16 protein-coding genes, 2 tRNA genes and 2 pseudogenes are annotated in these 17,440 nt (G+C 65.5%); 12 read left to right on the top strand and 8 right to left on the bottom strand.

Going from position 1 to position 17,440, the window contains the following annotated elements:
- Positions 1 to 5: 5 nt before the first annotated feature.
- Positions 6 to 776, bottom strand: coding sequence for an MBL fold metallo-hydrolase (locus ACSVHC_RS03700; RefSeq protein ID WP_439180592.1), 771 nt, complete (start codon positions 774 to 776; stop codon positions 6 to 8).
- A 208-nt stretch (positions 777 to 984) separates the two neighbouring features.
- Between ACSVHC_RS03700 and ACSVHC_RS03695 the strand changes: the two genes are divergently transcribed.
- Positions 985 to 1,057, top strand: a tRNA-Asn gene (locus tag ACSVHC_RS03695).
- Between the two features lie 105 nt (positions 1,058 to 1,162).
- Here the strand turns inward: ACSVHC_RS03695 and ACSVHC_RS03690 are convergent.
- From ACSVHC_RS03690 to ACSVHC_RS03680, 3 genes are all read right to left on the bottom strand, one after another.
- Entirely contained in the window at positions 1,163 to 1,570 is a 408-nt protein-coding gene (locus ACSVHC_RS03690) for a hypothetical protein (RefSeq protein ID WP_234750734.1), read from the bottom strand.
- A 60-nt stretch (positions 1,571 to 1,630) separates the two neighbouring features.
- On the bottom strand, positions 1,631 to 1,810 hold the full coding sequence (locus ACSVHC_RS03685) for a glycine zipper domain-containing protein (RefSeq protein WP_059387861.1): 180 nt from the start codon (positions 1,808 to 1,810) through the stop codon (positions 1,631 to 1,633).
- A 75-nt stretch (positions 1,811 to 1,885) separates the two neighbouring features.
- Complete coding sequence (locus tag ACSVHC_RS03680; protein WP_437773982.1) at positions 1,886 to 3,115, bottom strand: multidrug effflux MFS transporter; 1,230 nt, start codon at positions 3,113 to 3,115, stop codon at positions 1,886 to 1,888.
- A gap of 178 nt (positions 3,116 to 3,293) precedes the next feature.
- On the opposite strand from ACSVHC_RS03680, the gene ACSVHC_RS03675 reads away from it, so the two are divergent.
- The 5 genes from ACSVHC_RS03675 to ACSVHC_RS03655 all read left to right on the top strand — a co-directional run bounded on the left by ACSVHC_RS03675 (position 3,294) and on the right by ACSVHC_RS03655 (position 7,202).
- On the top strand, positions 3,294 to 4,142 hold the full coding sequence (locus ACSVHC_RS03675; RefSeq protein ID WP_437773038.1) for a phage holin family protein: 849 nt from the start codon (positions 3,294 to 3,296) through the stop codon (positions 4,140 to 4,142).
- 50 nt (positions 4,143 to 4,192) lie between these two features.
- Entirely contained in the window at positions 4,193 to 4,816 is a 624-nt protein-coding gene (locus ACSVHC_RS03670; protein ID WP_437773039.1) for a CDP-alcohol phosphatidyltransferase family protein, read from the top strand.
- Positions 4,816 to 5,721, top strand: a complete 906-nt coding sequence (locus ACSVHC_RS03665) for a DMT family transporter (RefSeq protein WP_437773040.1) — start codon at positions 4,816 to 4,818, stop codon at positions 5,719 to 5,721. The genes ACSVHC_RS03670 and ACSVHC_RS03665 overlap by 1 nt, the downstream gene beginning before the upstream one ends.
- Positions 5,722 to 5,831: 110 nt before the next feature.
- Entirely contained in the window at positions 5,832 to 7,028 is a 1,197-nt protein-coding gene (locus ACSVHC_RS03660; RefSeq protein ID WP_437773041.1) for a glycosyltransferase, read from the top strand.
- 100 nt (positions 7,029 to 7,128) lie between these two features.
- Positions 7,129 to 7,202 (top strand) — tRNA-Ile (locus ACSVHC_RS03655).
- Positions 7,203 to 7,304: 102 nt separating this feature from the next.
- Here the strand turns inward: ACSVHC_RS03655 and ACSVHC_RS03650 are convergent.
- From ACSVHC_RS03650 to ACSVHC_RS03640, 3 genes are all read right to left on the bottom strand, one after another.
- A complete protein-coding gene (locus ACSVHC_RS03650) occupies positions 7,305 to 7,490 on the bottom strand; it encodes a hypothetical protein (RefSeq protein WP_439180591.1) in 186 nt (61 codons plus the stop codon).
- Positions 7,491 to 7,930: 440 nt separating this feature from the next.
- Positions 7,931 to 10,588: a PEP/pyruvate-binding domain-containing protein gene (locus ACSVHC_RS03645; protein ID WP_437773043.1), complete on the bottom strand. Its 2,658-nt coding sequence runs from the start codon at positions 10,586 to 10,588 to the stop codon at positions 7,931 to 7,933.
- A 407-nt stretch (positions 10,589 to 10,995) separates the two neighbouring features.
- Entirely contained in the window at positions 10,996 to 12,417 is a 1,422-nt protein-coding gene (locus ACSVHC_RS03640; RefSeq protein ID WP_437773044.1) for an FAD-binding oxidoreductase, read from the bottom strand.
- Between the two features lie 153 nt (positions 12,418 to 12,570).
- Between ACSVHC_RS03640 and ACSVHC_RS03635 the strand changes: the two are divergent.
- The 6 genes and pseudogenes from ACSVHC_RS03635 to ACSVHC_RS03610 all read left to right on the top strand — a co-directional run.
- Positions 12,571 to 12,660: pseudogene (locus ACSVHC_RS03635) on the top strand (YnfA family protein); the annotation flags it as partial.
- Positions 12,661 to 12,713: 53 nt separating this feature from the next.
- Positions 12,714 to 13,040 carry an ArsR/SmtB family transcription factor gene (locus ACSVHC_RS03630; RefSeq protein ID WP_437773045.1) on the top strand — a complete coding sequence of 109 codons (327 nt, stop codon included), beginning with the start codon at positions 12,714 to 12,716 and terminating at the stop codon, positions 13,038 to 13,040.
- Complete coding sequence (locus ACSVHC_RS03625; protein WP_439180589.1) at positions 13,037 to 13,942, top strand: cation transporter; 906 nt, start codon at positions 13,037 to 13,039, stop codon at positions 13,940 to 13,942. Before ACSVHC_RS03630 ends, ACSVHC_RS03625 begins: the two co-directional genes overlap by 4 nt.
- A 65-nt stretch (positions 13,943 to 14,007) precedes the next feature.
- Entirely contained in the window at positions 14,008 to 14,685 is a 678-nt protein-coding gene (locus ACSVHC_RS03620; protein WP_437773047.1) for an ArsR/SmtB family transcription factor, read from the top strand.
- On the top strand, positions 14,672 to 15,955 hold the full coding sequence (locus ACSVHC_RS03615; protein WP_437773048.1) for an MFS transporter: 1,284 nt from the start codon (positions 14,672 to 14,674) through the stop codon (positions 15,953 to 15,955). Before ACSVHC_RS03620 ends, ACSVHC_RS03615 begins: the two co-directional genes overlap by 14 nt.
- A gap of 61 nt (positions 15,956 to 16,016) precedes the next feature.
- Positions 16,017 to 16,528, top strand: a pseudogene (locus tag ACSVHC_RS03610) (MFS transporter); the annotation flags it as partial.
- Here ACSVHC_RS03610 and ACSVHC_RS03605 read toward each other — a convergent pair.
- Positions 16,464 to 17,354 carry a DUF427 domain-containing protein gene (locus ACSVHC_RS03605; protein ID WP_439180588.1) on the bottom strand — a complete coding sequence of 297 codons (891 nt, stop codon included), beginning with the start codon at positions 17,352 to 17,354 and terminating at the stop codon, positions 16,464 to 16,466. The pseudogene ACSVHC_RS03610 and the gene ACSVHC_RS03605 sit on opposite strands and share 65 nt — an antisense overlap.
- Positions 17,355 to 17,440: the final 86 nt, after the last annotated feature.

The following is a 17,440-nucleotide window of genomic DNA, read 5'->3' as shown; positions in this document are numbered from 1 at the left end:
CCGACTCAAGCGAAAGGCGAGTACCTTCCCTCAGAGACGAGCTCGATTGCCCCGTCGAGCACGCTCACCATCGGCCCATGACCCGGCAGGATGGTCTCAGCGCCCAATTGCCTAAGCACCTCAACGCTGGCCAAGGTCTCCGCCGGACGGTGATGGAAGACAGCGGGCAACAACTGCGGACCGTGGACCGGACTGACGGCGTGGCCCGTGACGAGCGCGTCCCCGGTGACCACGGCCTTGGCTGAAGGGACGAAGAAGGACACGTGGCCGCTGGTATGCCCGCCCGTGGGGACGATTCGGGGAGATCCCGAGAGCCCGTCGAGAATGTCCTGGGTCATCGCGGCGACGCCCGGGACCGCGACGTCGGACAGGCCCCCCGAGCGGATGGCGTGTACCGCCCACACGCCGACCCTCGGGCGGAGGATCCGCGATCCAAGATCTTTGACGGTGACTTGTTCCAGGACCTCCCGGCGGATGTTCGGCAACTCCGCCTGGGACGCAAATACCGGAATACCCATCGCGGATATTCTGGCGGCATTGCCGATGTGATCCGAGTGACCATGCGTCAGGAGAACTCCGGCAGCATTTTCCATAGCCAGCCCAAGGAAATTCATGCTCGATTGGAGCAATGGCCAGTTCCCGGGATAGCCCGTGTCAATGAGGGTGAATTCCTTGCCCCGCTTGAGGATCGTCCAGTTGACGGCAGGCCCTTGGACGAAGAAGACGTCCTCGGCAACTTCCGTCACGTTGTCCTCGGCTGACCAGTTCTTAGGCATGCTTCCTTCTGTTCCTTTCCGTCACGGATGCGCTTCGGAGGCTCTACGTATGCGCCTCAGGCGCGTCGGACTATCCTATCCTCGGTGAGGGCGTCGGCTCCGCGGCATTTGGCGATACCCGGGAGGGGTATTCTGCTGCCCTTCCCGTGGGGGCCGGGGCTCGATTTCACTTGAGGCAAAACCTTTGCTAAAGTCATAACCGCTTCATTCCTCCGTAGCTCAATTGGCAGAGCATTCGACTGTTAATCGAAGGGTTACTGGTTCAAGTCCAGTCGGAGGAGCGCAAAGGTCCCGCACCGGTTTTATTGGTGCGGGACCTGTTTTTTGTCTCGGTTTGTCTGATTTTGCGCAATTGCCCGAATGGGCAGATTCTCATCGCCAAGTCGTCAAACGAAATCCATTTCCACTTGAAGGAATCTCGCTGCCTCGGCCACGGCGGACTGGAAGGCGTCATCTTCGGTGGGCGGCGTCCTCGGCTCCCGCGGGTGCCATTCGTGGGCGGCGGAGTGGACGCGGGTGAATCCGCCGCCAGGCGGGGCGTAAAAGATTCCGAAGCGTTGGACGGGCCATTCGGGGGAGGTCTCCGGAGCCACGAGCAGGGCCGCGCCGTTTGTCGGATTGAACCACTGCGCAATCGGCCGGCGGCGGTCCTCGGTGAAGAGCCCGGCCGCGTAAAGTGCCGCGGATTGCGGACTTGTCACGGTGCATAGACGATCCCACCACAGCGGCAGGATGCCATCATCCCTGCGCTGCCATGGGGCTGGAATAGGCTGTAGTTCCTGCCAACGGGGCACATCTCAACTTTATCGCCGGGCCATGACCGGCAACAGGCCTCGAAGCAACGGAAGGCCTGCTTAGTCCCGTTTCCATGGCCCGGGATTGATCCGGTAGAGGATTGCGGAACCGACGACGGCGCCCAGCAGCGCTCCGAACACAGGGTTTCCGGCCCCACGGCCCAGCAGGAAGCCGACGACGGCGCCAAGCACCGCTCCGAGGAAAAGTCCCCTGCCGTTGCGGTGCGGTTTGCGCGTCATGGTTTGAGCCTACTTCTCCGTGCCGACGCCCGGGCTTCTCGAATCAGGGGACAGCCGCATCAGTGGATGGGCGGATTAGTGGATGGAGGGGACCGACCGGGGCCGCACGACGAGCCAGAGGGCCGCCACGGCGCTTGCGAGGCACACAGCCTGGACGGCCCCCATAGGAACGGCAGAACCGACGCCCAGCCAGCCAACCACGGGCGGGATGATGCCGGCCATCAGGAAGTTCGAGGCACCCAGCAAGGAGGCCGCGGTTCCGGCCTGCGCGCCATGGTTGGCCAGGGCAATCACCTGGACGCAGGGGAACATGAACCCGGTGGCAAGGATGTAGAACCACAACGGGACCATGACGCCCCATAGGCCGAAGCCGAGCAGATCGAACACCACAATCAAAAGGGCCATGAGCAGCATCCAGGCCGTGGCGAACGCCATGATCCATTGGGGTGCCACCCGCCGGATGACCCTGGAGCTGATCTGGACGCCAGCGACGATGCCCAAGGAATTGACACCGAACAGCAGGCCGTATTCCTGCGGGGAAAAGTTGTAGACCTGTTGGAACAGGAAAGTGGACGCGGACAGGTAGGCAAACAGTCCGCCGAAGTTGAAGCCGCCTACGAGCAGCATCCCAACGAAAATCCGGTCGGCGAACACGGCCTTGTAACGCTGGCCCGCCGTCGACGTCGTCTGCCGGCGGAGTTCGGCAGGATACGTTTCCCGGATAAGGAAAACCGCGGCAATGAACACGAGGATTCCGTAGCTCGCCAGGAAGTAGAAGATCCCGGGCCATGGCATCACCAACAGCAGTTGTGAACCGATGATAGGAGCCAAAATAGGCGCCAGGCCATTCACCAGCGACATGCGGGAGAACATCCGCACCATGGCGTAGCCCGCGAAGAGGTCCCGGACCATCGCCATGGCCACTACGCCACCGCCGGCTGCACCGACGCCCATCAGGACGCGGAAAAGGGCAAGGGTGCTGATGTCCGTGGACAGCGCGGCGCCGAGGGAAGACCCGATGTGCAGGGCCGTTGCCAGGATCAAGGGCATGCGGCGCCCGAATTTGTCGCTGAACGGACCCACCATCAATTGGCCAATGGCGAAGCCCACCGTTGTGCCGGTGAGTGTGAGTTGGATCGCAGCCGCTGACACGTCGAAATGATGCTCCAGCGCGGGAAACGCCGGCAAATAGAGATCCACTGTGAATGGACCCAAGGCGGTCAATGCGCCAAGTAGCAGGATGTAGAGGAGTTTTTCGCGTCGACTAAGGGAATCGCCCGGTACAGGGGGAGTGTTCACGATTATCAATCCTATGTGCGACAGATCATATTTATCAGCGATGGCTGGGGCGCGCCGCAGGACCGCCCCGGAAGTTGAGGCTGAAGCTGAATGGTAGTTTTGTGGACAGGTGCGCGTGGGCGGCTGTATTCGTCTCCGTGCCGGAGCCGGGTAGGAGCAAGATGGAAGCAGTGAGGCGGAACCTATGAGTGGACGTCACAGCGGCCGGGCTGGCCAACGCCCGGGCATTTCGGCATTGCCGAACACCCTGAAACTTGCAGCCCGGCTCGCGCCGCGGCAGCTCAACGACGAAATCAGCCTGGCCAAGCTTGAACTTAAGGGCAAAGGCAAACAGCTGGGTGTTGCCGGCGCTTTCGCTGGCGTTGCGCTGATCTTTCTCTCTTTGCTCGTCATCGCCCTGGTTGTGGCGGCAATCTTGGGCCTGGCCACGGTCATGCCACCGTGGCTGGCTGCGCTTGTGGTTGCGGCGGCGTTCCTTTTGATCATTCTTATCGGGGCACTCGTGGCATTCCGCGGGTTCAAAGGCGCCATGCCGCTTGTGCCTGAGAAGACCATCCGCGGCATCAAGCACGATCTCGGCATAGTCAAGGAGGGCACTTCCTTCGATGCCAGCATCCTCGACCCCTCGTCGGAAGCCTACAAGGCAGCGGAGGCAGCGAAAGCCGCCGCAGCTGAGAAAGCCAAGGCTGAAAAAGCCGCCAAGGCAGAAGCACACAAAGCAGAGCAACCCCCCGCCCCAAGCGAAGCTGAGCTGCTCCGCCGTCTGGAGCAGCGCCGCGAGCACCTCGCCGACGTTCGCGATCAGCTCGGCGTCGAGCTCGACGTCAAGACCCAGGGAAAGGTCCTCCGCGACGTTGCCGGGCAAAAGTTCGACGACGGACGCCGGTTCGCTGCCGACAAGCTCGCAGATTTCAGTGAGAAAGTTCCTGCCGGGCTGCCGGAGCGGCTCGCCGCGCGCTGGAAAGAGCTGTTTCTCTTCGCCGCTTCCGCCACGGTGGCCGCAGTAGGACTGCGGAAGCTGTTCAAGAAGTAATCGGGACGGCAAGCAGCAGCGTCAGCTGCGAACTACGGAAAGGGGGACAGGTGAGGTTCATCGGTGCAGGCGCACGCCCGGGCCAGCCACAGATCGACCACGATCTCATCTTCACCGTCCCAAATTTCCTCACCGTGTTGCGCTTCATGGGCGTCCCGCTGTTCGTGTGGCTGGTGCTGTGGCAAAGAGAATACGGTTTCGCCGTACTGGTTCTCGCCATCATGGGCGGCACTGACTGGGTGGATGGCTACGTCGCGCGGCGTTTCAACCAGACCTCCAAACTGGGCCGCATCCTCGATCCCGTCGCGGACCGCCTGGCACTCATCGCCGTCGCTGTCACGCTCGCCATCGCCGGTGTGGTGGATTGGTGGTACCTGGCCGCCCTCGTGGTGCCCGACGTCGTGCTTGCCACTGCGTCATTGTTCTATTTCCATAGCCACCCCGACCTCCCGGTGAGCCGGATCGGCAAGATCAGGACCGCGTTCCTGCTGCTGGGCACGCCTCTTCTGGTCCTCTCGAGGCTCGCGATTCCCTACACCGGTGTGTACTTCGTGATCGCATGGATCTGCCTGGGCCTGGGTCTGCTGGGGCACTGGGTGGCGGCCTACAACTATTTCTGGGCAATCCTGCGTAAGGGCAAAGAACTCAAAGCCAACGACGGCGGTCGCAGCTGATGGCCTGGTTCGCAGTCCTTCTTGCGGTGCTTGGCGCCTTTTGCCTTGCCATTGGCGCCCAGCGCCAGGGCAGCGCGGTTAAGGCCGATACCGGCGGCCTCGCCCTCAGTTCCAAGGGTTTTTTGAGGCTTCTCAGAAATCCGCGGTGGATGCTCGGCCTGCTGTTGCTCGCCTTGGGCATGGGGATGAACGCTATCGCCTTGGTGTCGGCACCCTTGACGGTGGTGCAGCCCATCGGAGCCATCGCCTTGGTCATCACCACGGTGGTCAATGCCAAGGACCAGGGACTTGCAATCAATCGCGGCACGGTGGTGGCGATCTCTGCTTGCGTGACTGGCTCGGCGATGTTCGTCCTGCTGGCTGTCAACGCCACCCAGGAGAACCACCACGTCAGCGGCGAGGACGAAATAACCATCGTGCTCCTGTTGACCCTCGCCGTCGGGCTTTTTGGAACGTTGGCTGTCATGTTCCGGCACCGCTTGAGTGCTTTCGTGTACATCCTGGGAGCCGGGGTGTTGTTCGGATTCGTCGCGGTGCTGACGCGCATCATCGGCCGGCACCTGCTGGACCCGAACGGGCACTTTTTGCTTAACGTTCAGTGGTACACGGTGGTGGCAATCGCCGCTGCCGGCGGGCTTGGTTCGTGGTTCGTGCAGAGTGCCTACTCCGGTGGGCCACCGGATTTGGTGATCGCAGGGCTGACTGTGGTGGACCCCATTGTCGGAATTGCCATCGGGATCGCAATTTTGGGTGAGCTTCGTCCCGATGTCCACGCCGTGCTTGCAATCGGCATGGCCGTGGCCGCTTCCCTTGCTATCGTGGGGGTTATTGCCCTGAGCCGGCACCATCCCGAGGTCACCAAGCGAAAACGTGACGCGAAGGCGGCTGCAAGCCGGAAGGCCTAGGGCAAAGTTCGACAACCGTGCCCCGCACACCCGCGGCAGGCAACCGGCGAAGACACCGCAGGGCCAAACGTTTTGCGATGTTCGCACCGTGACCATCAGGAGTTCTCCACGTGACTGTTCCCGAAACCAACAAACCCCTCACCATCCTGATCGCGGCGGAGACCTACCGCCCGCAGGTCAACGGTGCTGCACAGTTCGGGTACCGGCTTGCCAAAGGCATGAAGGCGCGGGGGCACAACGTCCATGTGCTGGCCTGCCGGGCGGACAACGGCAAGAGCTTCACCGAGTTCGGGGATGAAGGCACCGTGCACCGCTTGAAGTCCCACGGAGTCTTTACGCACGAGTACTTTCGCATCTGCTACCCCTGGGAAATCAAGAACGACATTCGGATGCTCTTCGACAAGGTGAAGCCCGACGTCGTTCACATCCAAAGCCACTACATGATCGGCGAACATGTTCTCTACGAGGCGAAGAAGCGGGGCATCCGGATCATCGCCACCAACCACTTCATGCCCGAAAACCTGAACCCGTTCTTGCCGTTCCCGCAGTGGTTCAAGGACATCATCGGGCGGGTCTCGTGGAAAGACATGGGCAAGGTCATGGGCCAGGCCGATGTCGTCACTACTCCCACGCCGCTGGCCGCGAAGGCAATGCACCAGCACGCCTTCCTCCGCAAGGTCCTGCCTCTGTCCAACGGTATTGACGCGGCGGCTTACGAACTTGCGCCGGGCGAAGAAATCGAGCCGCATGCCAACCCCACCGTTCTCTTCGTCGGCCGCCTTGCTGAAGAAAAGCATGTGAACGTCCTGATCGACGCCGTCTCCAAAACACCCGCCGAACTCAATGTGCATCTTGAAATCGTCGGCGGCGGAGAGGTCCGTGCCGCTTTGGAGGCCCAAGCCAAGCGCCTGGGCCTGGGCGAGCGGGTCAGGTTCCTGGGCCTCGCCAGCGACGAGGACCTGAGGAAGGCGTACATTCGGGCGGACCTGTTCTGCATGCCCGGAACCGCCGAACTGCAGTCCCTCGTGACGCTCGAGGCGATGTCGGCGTCGACTCCGGTTCTTCTCGCCAACGCGATGGCCCTGCCGCACCTTGTGCGTGAAGGCGAGAACGGGCATCTGTTCACGCCAGGGGACAGCAATGAACTGGCAGCCCGGATCACCGAGCTCTTCCGCCTGCCGGCCGGCGAACTCGAAGCCATGGGCAAGGCCAGCCGCGCCATGGTGGAGCCGCACAGCATCCAAGGCACATTGCAGACGTTCGAGGACCTCTACCGCGGGGCGAGCTATGAGGACAAGGTCATCTAGCCACACGAGCGCGGCGTAGGCTCCTGCTTGGCATCAGGAGCCGAATTGTTTTGCTAGAGTGTTTTGGCCGGGGACGCTGACAAAGCGTCCCCGGTGACTCGGGGCTATAGCTCAGCTGGTTAGAGCGCGGGACTCATAATCCTAAGGTCCTCGGTTCAAGTCCGAGTAGCCCTACCTGAAAAGAGCCCCTGAACTGCGGAAACGCAGGTCAGGGGCTCTTTCGTTTTGACGTTCTCAGGTGGCCATCCACCGGAAACCCACCGGAAACGAATCGAGCTAGTTACCGAACGCCTCGAGCAGCGAGGTGTTATCAGGTGCCTCGTGCGTCTTCTGGACGTAGTGCTTCCTGGTCACGTTCTCGCTGGAGTGGCCAAGCTGGGCGGAAGCGGCAGCCACTCCTGACGAAGCCTCCAGCAGTGTTCCGACGGTCTTCCTGAAGGTGGGGCCTAGCGCCCAGAGCACGGAGACGGACTTGGGGACGCTGAACGTGAGGTCAAATCCGGCGACAGCGTGCCGAGTAACGTTTGCCCACTATTGTTTTGGACGATGGTGGCTTGGCCGTGTGCCCGGCCCATCGGAGCGCCGGTATCCGGGTGGGCGACATCGTCTAAAACGGCCTTCGCGTCGGTTTCCGTGACGAGGTCACCGGTTGTTCGGCCGATGCCGTTCAGGCCGGAGCCGAGCCATCGCCTGTTGCTCCGCGTTCCCTGCTTCGAGGCGCTCGAGTTCCGACGATTGGGTCCGGAGGGCCGTCTGGAGGGCGTCGATGCGCTGTTCGAGGCCCTTTGTTCCGGCAGCCTGCTGGATGGTGGCATGTTGCCGAGCGACAAGCCTGGAATAGGGTCCCCTTGCTGAGGCCTTGTCGCGGGCAGGTCGCAAGAGGCCGTTTTAAGCGGCGCTCCTCAGCTATTGTCCTCATCTGCGCGGGTGATGGTTCCGGCGGCGCCGTCAACGGTGATGGTCTGCCCGGTAACGAGCCGCAGGGTGGCGTCGGGGACGCCGACGACAGCCGGGATGCCGTATTCGCGGGCCACCACCGCCCCGTGCGAAATGGTTCCGCCCATCTCCATGACCAATGCCCCGGCGGTAAGGAACAACGGCGTCCAGCCGGGGTCCGTCGACGGCGCCACCAGGATCTCGCCCGGCTCCAGGTGCGCGCCGACCGGGTCCAGGATCACCCTAGCTTTGCCGGTGGCGATGCCGGCAGACGCCGGGCTGCCAGAGAGCACCAGCCGCCGAGGCTCCCCTTCCGCCACCGCCAGTCCTGAAGTTCGGGCCGCCGCGGCCTCCACGTCCGTGCCGTCGGACAGCAATAGCCGCGGAATGTACCGGCGGCGCAGCTCTCGCTCGTAGACACGCCGTCGGCCGGCCACCAGCTGATGCAGATCCGCTCCACGCAGCCCCACCCGCACCTCGTCCGGCTGGAGAAAGAAGACGTCGCTTGCCTCGGCAATCCGGTCGGAGCGGGCGAGCTCCGCGCCCACGGCTGCCAGTTGCCGCCTCAGCGCCGCAAGAATCACCACCAGGTAGTATTTGGGCTGCTCGCGCAACCCGCACAGCTGCCGTGCCCGGCGCAGCGCCAACCGAACAATCGCCGCCCGCAGCCTGCCGCGCCGGGCAGCCCTGGCCACCAAATCCGCGGCCTTCTCCTCTGCCTGGGCGGCGGCGCGCGCGAACTGGACGTCCGGAGCCTGCTCCGGATCGGTGACCCGCAGGTAATTGGCGATGGCGCCCAGAAGATGCGCCGGGTCCTCCCCCCAGCGCGGCATCCCCAAGTCGATCTCCGCGACTGCCCGGTGGCCAAAGCGCCCTAGAAACGCCCCCAGCCTTTCCTGCAGAACCGGCGGAAGCGTGCCTGCGGCGTACCGACGGGACAATTCAGTTGCTGGCTCCGCCGCCAGGACCTCGGTGGCGGCTGGATCAGAACGAACCTTGGTGGCCAGCTGCCACAGTTGCAGGTCCATGTCCGTGGTGACGTTATTGGGCAGGCCGCGCAGAACTGCCTGCAGTTCCCCGGGCGCGGCTATTCCGCGCAGCAACCATCGGGCCACACCCAACAGCACAAACCCGGCGGCGGGCGCCGCGATCACCTTCGGCACCGCGTTCGCAAAGGCCCCGGGCATGACGCGATCCACATAGTCCATGCGCTGCACCGCGGTTGCTGGTTCGCCAAATTCCAGCCGCTTCTCTAGCTCGTCCGCGAATCTCCGCACGCGCTGCAGCGCTGCCTCCGGCCGCCATGCGGCCTCGGCCAGCCGGGACGGCAGCTGGATCAGCTGCCTGACGATGTCCCCGGCAAAGATGTTCGGGGTGCGGGATCCCCGGACCACGGAGAACCTCGGATCGTCGTAGAGGGTGTGCAGGAGCCCGGCGGACCGTGCCTCCGCAACTCGAAACGTCCTGAGCAAGGTCCTCCGGCCGCCCTTGCTTCGGACCACCGGGGTCAGGTCCACGTATGGCCGCAGCCCGGCCCCTGGCATCTGCCATCCGCTGTCGTTGGCGGTGCTCAGGCGCTGGAACAGGGCCAGCCCCATCGGCGTGATCGGCCGGACGAGTCCTTGGGCCAGGCTGGCACACAGGAAAACGCGGGCTCCTGCGGCCGGATCCACGCCCTCCGGCACCGGATACAGCGTGGTGATTGGCCTTGACTGGGTCAGCCAGATCTTCCCTGCCGCGTCCACGGCCCATTCGAGGTCCTGTGGAGCGCCGAAAATATCCTCAACGCCGGCGCCCAATGCGGACAGCTCACCCAGCTGCGCGTCCGTCATGCACGGTCTCCCGACAGCGCTCGCCTGTCCACGTTGGCTCCCTGGCGGACGCTCCAGCACCCGGCCGCTGGAGGTGTCCAACACGAAATGGTCGGGGTTGACGCCGCCCGACACCACCGCATCCCCGAGCCCCCGGCCAGCGTCTATCACGGCCTGCCTGCGGGTGCCGGTTACCGGGTTCGCGGTGAACAGGACACCCGATGCCTCGGCCTGCACCATCCGCTGGACGACGACGGCGATTCCGACCTCGCCCTGCCCGATCCCGTTCGCGGCACGATAGGCGACCGCACGGTCCGTCCACAGCGAACCCCAGCATCGCCGGACCGCATCCAGGAGGGCATCCATGCCGGCAACATTCAAAAAGGTGTCTTGCTGGCCAGCGAAACTGGCCTCGGGAAGGTCTTCGGCGGTCGCGGAAGATCGTACGGCGACTGGCACGTCGCGTCCCAATTCCGCGTAAGCGGCTCGGAGCGCATCGGCCACAGGCTCTGGAACCGCGGCATCCAGAATGAGTGCGCGCGTACGTGCGGAGGCCTCGAGCAGGTCCGGTGGGACCCCCGGGCGCATTGCGTCGAGCGTTGCGCCAAGCCCGTCCAGGTCCGCTACGACCGTCCGGTAGGCCGCCGTCGTCAGGCAGAACCCGCCAGGCACCGGCAGCCCGGCAGCGGCGAGGATCCCAAGATTCAGCGCCTTTCCCCCGACAACCGGCAGCATACCGGGCCCAACCCCGGCCAGATCGATGACGAAACGCTCCTGGCCGTCCCCCCGCCGGCGTTCGCTCGCCGAATCCATGATGTCCCCGGTTCCTGCAGTGCCGATGATGCTTCGTGCCGACTTTATGCCCGCCGGCTGGTGAACTCAATGGCGGCCCCGGGCAAAACAACACGCCCCAACCGGTGTGCTTGAAGGTCGTGGTCAGCCCCAGGCCATGGTGGTTGATCAGACAGCGATTGGCGAATCATCGGACATCAACGCCGCGATCTTCTCCCAGAGTCTGGCGTGAGGCCGGTTGATCAGCTGGGCCGGACCCACTCCACTTGGTCGGAGGCGGAGAAACGTCTCCATGAGTTGAACTCACTCTGCAGCGGTGTTAAGCCTCGCATGCCGGAACGTGCTGAGGCAGGGACTGCGTCGGCGGGCATGGACTTGTCCTGTGTCTCCTGGCGGCCAGGTCAGAGTGACGGTGAGCTGCGGTCTCATCATGCCGGGGTTCTGGCCGCCCCGCTGTCCGGGCGGATGTTGGCGTTTCGGTGGAACACGTTGCCGGGGTCCCATTCAGTCTTGATCCGGGCGAGCCGATCGTATTTCTCTGCCCCGTAGGAGGCCCTGACCCGGTCTTCGTCGTCGGCGTCGGACAGGAAATTCACATAGGTCCCCGCCCCGGCTGCGTAAGGCCGCATCGCCGCCCAGAATTCACGGACCCAGGCCCGGTCCGCGTCGAACATCTCGGGCGTGGGGGAGGCTGCGGAGATGTTGAAGACCCATTTGGCTCCCCGGCTGCCGCCGAACGCGCTGTCCGCATCCGCGGTCCGGGCGAACGCGCCGCCTAGCGGGAAAACCGGGACGAACGACAACGGGGACGCCTTGCGGGGCAGGAAGTCGGCAAAGACGTCGATGGCATCGTTGCTCAGATCATCTAGGGTCAGGGCCTTTTCGTAAGCCTGGGTGCCCCACGGGGCGCTTTCGTTGAACATCTGCTGCAGCTGGACGTAAGGGATCGGGGACAGCATCTGCCACTGGGGCTGGGGTGTCATCCGCCGGATAGGCTGAAGGACGGATTCGTGCTCCTCCGCGGTGCCCCATCCGACGACCGCCAGTACAAAACCAGGCTGTCCTTGGTACTCCGGGGGAACAAACGGCGCAGGCGGTGCGCTCAAGCCGGCGATCAGGGAGCCCATGGTGTCAGGCAAGGTCGCTACGAAATCGCGGCTGAACCGCAGGCCTTCCTTTCCGTGCTCGGGATCCCAGAAGAACAAGGCCAATTGGGCCAGCGGTGGAACGTCATGAAGGGCAAATTCAAAGCTGGTGACCACCCCGAAGTTGCCCCCTCCGCCCCGCAAGGCCCAGAAGAGATCCGGATTCGCTTTCTCCGAGGCGGTGACGACGCGTCCGTCTGCGGTCACCAGCTCCGCAGCGACAAGGCTGTCGCAGCTCAGCCCGGTCCGGGCTGTGAGCCAGCCCATTCCGCCCCCCAACGTCAAACCCGCCACCCCCGTGTGGCTGATGAACCCGCCGGTCATTCCGAGCCCATGCTCCTGAGTCGCCGCGTCAAGCTCGAGCCAGGTAGTGCCGCCGCCGCAACGGGCTCTGCGGGACTGCGGGTCAACACTCACGGCGTTCATGGCACTCAGGTCAATCATCAGCCCGTCGTCGCAAACCGAGTGGCCCGCGTAGCTGTGCCCGCCGCCCCGCACGGAAAGCTCAACCCCTTCGGCTAGGGCATAGCTGATCGCTGCTGCCACCTGTGAAGCGTCCGTTGGCCGGACGATCAGTGCCGGGCGCCGGTCAATGTCGCCGTTCCATACTGATCTGGCCGTGTCATAGCCATTTTCTCCTGGAGCCAAGACCTCGCCGCCGAAGGAGTCTCGAAACGCCGCCAAAGATTGCTCTGAGATAGACATTGTTTTCTCCCGGTACGACGACACAGTACCGGGATCGTACACCCGGGCCTCCCTTCCAAACCAGAGGTTGCGTGGCCGCTCTGGAGGGCGTCGTATGGCCCGGAGCGCGTAGTGCGGCGGGGACTTCACCATGCCCTCGGCAGTTTGAAGCTTTTCCGGCCGGACCGCTGGGACATCATCGGGGCAGTCATCTGCCTGCTCGGCGTCGTGGTCATCATGTACGCTCCGCGCAGCCCCGGATAACGAAACCGGAATACAGCATCCTCTGAATACAGAGTCTGATGTACTGTTTCGTCATGGAAACCCTCACCCATGCCCCGGTGCTTGCCCGTTTCGGCTACGCGGTCTCGGACCCGACCCGGGCCCGGGTCCTGCTGGCCCTGGCCGGCGCGCCGGCCTACCCGTCCGAGCTAGCCGACTCCCTGGAGGTGTCCAGGCAGAGCATGTCCAACCACCTGGCCTGCCTGCGCGGCTGCGGGCTCGTCGTGGCCGTCCCGGACGGGAGACGGACCCGGTACGTACTCGCGGACCCCCGGCTGGGCCAGGCAATCAAGGACCTGCTCGGGGTGGTGCTCGCCGTGGACCCGGCCTGCTGCGCCCCGGACGGGACTTGCCTGGCATGAGCACCGCAACCACCTTGGCCTCTTCGGACGGCCGCCGGGCGGTGCTGAGCCGGCGCATCCGCCTGTTCGCCGCTGCCACGATCAGCTACAACCTCATCGAGGCCGTCGCCGCGCTCTGGGCCGGCGGCGTCGCGGATTCCTCCGCGCTGATCGGCTTCGGCCTGGACTCGGTCATCGAAGTCACCTCCGCCCTGGCTCTGTCCTGGCAGTTCTCCGCCCGGGACCCGGAACGCCGCGAGCACCTGACGCTTCGCATCATCGCGGTGTCCTTCTTCGCCCTGGCCGCCTTCGTGACCGCTGACGCCGCCCGCGCACTGACCGGTGCGGGCGAGCCGCAGCATTCGACCCCGGGCATCATCATTGCCGCCCTCAGCCTGGGGATCATGCCCGTGCTGTCCTGGGCCCAGCGCCGCGCCGGGCGGGAACTGGGTTCCCGCACGGCGGTGGCCGATTCCAAGCAGACCCTGCTGTGCACATACCTCTCCGCGGTGCTGCTGGCCGGGCTCGTGCTCAACAGCACGCTGGGCTGGTGGTGGGCGGACCCCGTCGCGGCCCTGGCCATCGCGGCGATCGCCGTCCGCGAAGGCATCAACGCCTGGCGCGGGGACGCGTGCTGCGCCGTCGCCTATGCCGGACACTCCGGGACCACGACCGAGGCCGGCCCCGGAGCCGACCGGCCAGCCCTGGATGACTGCTGCGCACCGGCCGCTGCGGACCCGGACACGGCAGTGACCGTTGGCACCGCAGCCCCAGGCCAGGCGATGGAGACCGCCGCGGGACCAGGGCATGGTGCCGGGCCCGAATCCGTCGCCTGCTGCGCCGAGTGCGCTTCCGCCTCAGCCCCGAAGACCTTTCCGATACCCCCTGACCGTGCGCACGGGCAAGGAATAGCGCCGGCCTGAGCTCACCGGATTTCCTTCAAGCGGGCCCCTTCCCGGATCACCCTCCGGGCGTATTGTGTTATTCCATGGAGTCATGGACTACGCCTTCGGGCGAGGAGAAGCTGGAAGTCTTCGATCAGCTGGCCCGCATCGCCAAGGCGGTGTCGAACGGTAAACGGCTGGAGCTGATCGAGCTCCTGGCCCAGGGCGAGCACCCCGTGGAAACGCTCTCCACAATGCTGGGGATGGGGATGACCACGGTCTCGGCGCACCTGCAGCTCTTGAAACGGGCGGGCCTGGTCCGGACACGGCGGGTGCGGACCACCATCCTGTACCAGCTTGCCGGCGATGACGTGGCCCAGATGTACCTGGCCATCAAGCGGGTGGGAATGCTGCGTTCCCCCGCCCTACGGGACGCGCTGGCAACCTATTTCGCACCCGGCGGCGCCCAGCCTCCGGTCAGGACCATCGATCCGGCCGACGTCACCTCCGGCATGACAGTCCTCGATGTCCGCCCCCTCTCCGAGTACGAGGCGGCGCATTTCCCCGGAGCGGTGTCCATTCCCCTGGCGGAGCTGCAGGACCGTGTTGGTGAGATCCCGGCCGGTAAGCCCGTGGTCGTGTACTGCCGCGGCGAGTTCTGCAGGCTCGCCAGGGACGCCGCGGCGTGGCTGACGGTCAGGGACATCCCGGCGATGGCCATGGATGAAGGCATCATCGAGTGGCGGGCAACCCGCGAGGTGGATCTCGATGCAACCGCGTGAGCAGATGGCGCTGCTCGGGGCGCGCATCCGCGCTGACGCAGCCGTGCAGGAATCCCTTCACCGCCGGACCCTGATCGTGGTCGCGACCAGCCAGATCCTGGGCGGGGCAGGCCTGGCCGCCGGGGTCACCGTCGGCGCGCTGCTCGCCCAGTCCATGCTCGGCGGGGACGGCGCCGCCGGCCTGCCCGCCGGGTTGTTCACCCTCGGCTCGGCGCTGGCGGCATTCCTTGTCGGAGCCACCACCCAGCGACTGGGCCGCCGGACCGGGCTGGCTCTGGGCTTCGCCGCCGGAGCCCTCGGCGCCCTCGGCGTCGTCGGCGCAGCCGTCATCGACAGTATCCCCTTGCTCTTTATTTCCTTGTTCATCTACGGGGCGGGCACCGCGACGAACCTGCAGGCACGCTACGCAGGCACCGACCTCGCCCCGGTCTCCCGCCGCGGCACCGCGGTCAGCATCGCCATGGTCTTCACGACCCTCGGCGCCGTGGTCGGCCCGAACCTGGTCGACGTGCTGGGCCGGTTCGCCGCGAGCCTGGGCATTCCCGCCCTCGCCGGTCCGTTCCTGCTCGCCGCGGCCGCCTACGCATCCGCCGGAGCCGTGCTGTTCACCCTGCTGCGCCCGGATCCCTTCCTGCTCGCCAGGGAACTGGAGTCCTCCACACTGGCTCCCGGCCCGGCCGGCACGCCCCGGCCCGCCGGGCAGCCCGGCACCGGAGTGTACGTGGGGGCCGCCGTCATGGTCCTCACCCAGGTCGCGATGGTCGCCATCATGACCATGACACCGGTCCACATGCGCGCCCATGGCCACCCGCTCTCCGAGGTCGGCCTCGTCATCGGCATCCACATCGGATCGATGTACCTGCCCTCCCTGTTCACCGGCATCCTCGTGGACCGCATCGGCCGCACCCCGATGGCCATCGCCTCCGGCTTGACCCTGCTCGCGGCCGGATTCACCGCGGCCATGGCCCCGGCGGACTCCCTCGGCCTGCTCATCCTGGCCCTGGCGCTGCTGGGCATGGGCTGGAACCTGGGACTGATCTCCGGAACCGCCCTGCTCGTGGACGCGACCGTCCCGGCGAACCGGGCCCGCACCCAGGGAGCCGTCGATGTGCTGATCGCCGTCGCCGGTGCCGGCGGCGGGGCAATGTCAGGGCTCGTCATGGCCCAGACAAGCTACGCGGTCCTGTCGATAGCCGGCGGGGTCCTGGCCCTGCTGCTGATCCCCGTCATCTTCTGGGCCCGGTCCCGCACCGTCAGCCCCGCCTCCTGAGCCGACACCCGGACCCGTGAAACCGAGCAGCAACCCTAACCGGACAACGGAACCTCCTGTCCTGGGGCTGCGGCAGAATCTGGCCCAGTTCATCCTCCTGGTCGCCGTCAACGCCTTCGTCGGCGGCACGCTGGGCAGGAACGCACGGTGCTGCCGCTGCTCGCCGGGCAGGTCTTCCACCTGGACAAGCACACCTCCGCCCTGACCTACATCCTGGCGTTCGGGCTGTTTCTGATCTTCGGCCCGTCCTGGGCATGGAACGTCGCGGCCAACATCGTCCTAGGCATCAGCCAGGGCCTGACCTGGTCCACCACCGTGACGATGAAAATGGACCTCGTCGGTCCCTCCCGCCGCGGCCTGGCCATGGGCCTGAACGAAGCCTCCGGCTACCTCGGCGTCGCGGGCACTGCCCTGGCCACCGGCTACGTCGCCGCCACCTACGGACTGCGGCCGGCCCCGTTCCTGCTCGGCGCCGCGTTCATCGCCGTCGGCCTGGGCCTGTCCGGCCTTACCGTCCGCGAAACAGACCAGCACGCCCGGCTCGAAGCAGCGAGCCAGGTCCCTGCGGCCGCGACCAAGGCGTTACCGGCCGGGGTTGCAGGACGCCGTCGACCGTCAGGTCCACCCTTTCATTGAAGAAGCTCACCAGCCCGTGGATCTGCGCGGCGTCGCGGAAGCGCCGGTCGTAGCTCCAAGCGACATTCCTGCCGTCCTCGGTGCCGGGGTAGGTCCAGTAGCGGGCTTCGCCCTTGTAAGGGCACACGGTCCTCTTGGGGCTCTCCTCCATGAGGTCCAGCCGCACGTCCTCAGGCGGGATGTAGTAACGGACGGGGAGGAGCGTCTCGTACAGGAGTTGCGCGCCGTTTGTCCTGGCGAGTGGGACCTGGTCGAGGGAGACCTCGACCGACAGGGATGACGCCCGGATGTCCACGCGGTGGAACGGGTCGCGGGGGTGTCCGATGATCTCCTCGTCGTCTTCCCTCCACTGAAAGGCGGCGAAATCCAGGACGACATACCCGGCCAGGTCTGGGTCGTCCGGGCGGAACGCGGCTCCGGCAGCCGTCGTCGTCCCTGTCACGACATCCAGCTGTTCGCCGGGGGTGGTGTGCCGGCCGAACCCCGTGCGCGGATCCAGCGACGGGAGTGAGTCTGCGGACAGCCTGACGGCGAGCTCCGGGACGTCGGCCGCTGGGCCGCCGGGCGGTGTCAGCTCTGCCAGAAGTTCAGCCTCCGGCACGGCAAAAATCGGGGTAATGCGCTTCGGCTCCCAGACCAGCCACGCGTGCAGGGTGTCGACGACGGTGTTCCCGCCCAGGCTCGCGCGGATCCGCTTGGCGGTGGGTTCGAAGCGCAGCTGCGGGAAGGTCCCGAGGATCACTCCGGATAGTTTGGTGGCCATGCTTCAAGCGTGAGCGAGGGGCTGGTTGCCGTCAATGTCAAGTCCGAGTAGCCCTACCCGGAAGGCGCCGGTATCCTGGCGGTTGC

The sequence above is a fragment of the Arthrobacter sp. KNU-44 genome (assembly GCF_051843155.1).
Taxonomy (GTDB): domain Bacteria; phylum Actinomycetota; class Actinomycetes; order Actinomycetales; family Micrococcaceae; genus Arthrobacter.
Note: the sequence above shows the minus strand (reverse complement) of the source record. Positions and strands in the feature narration are given on the sequence as shown.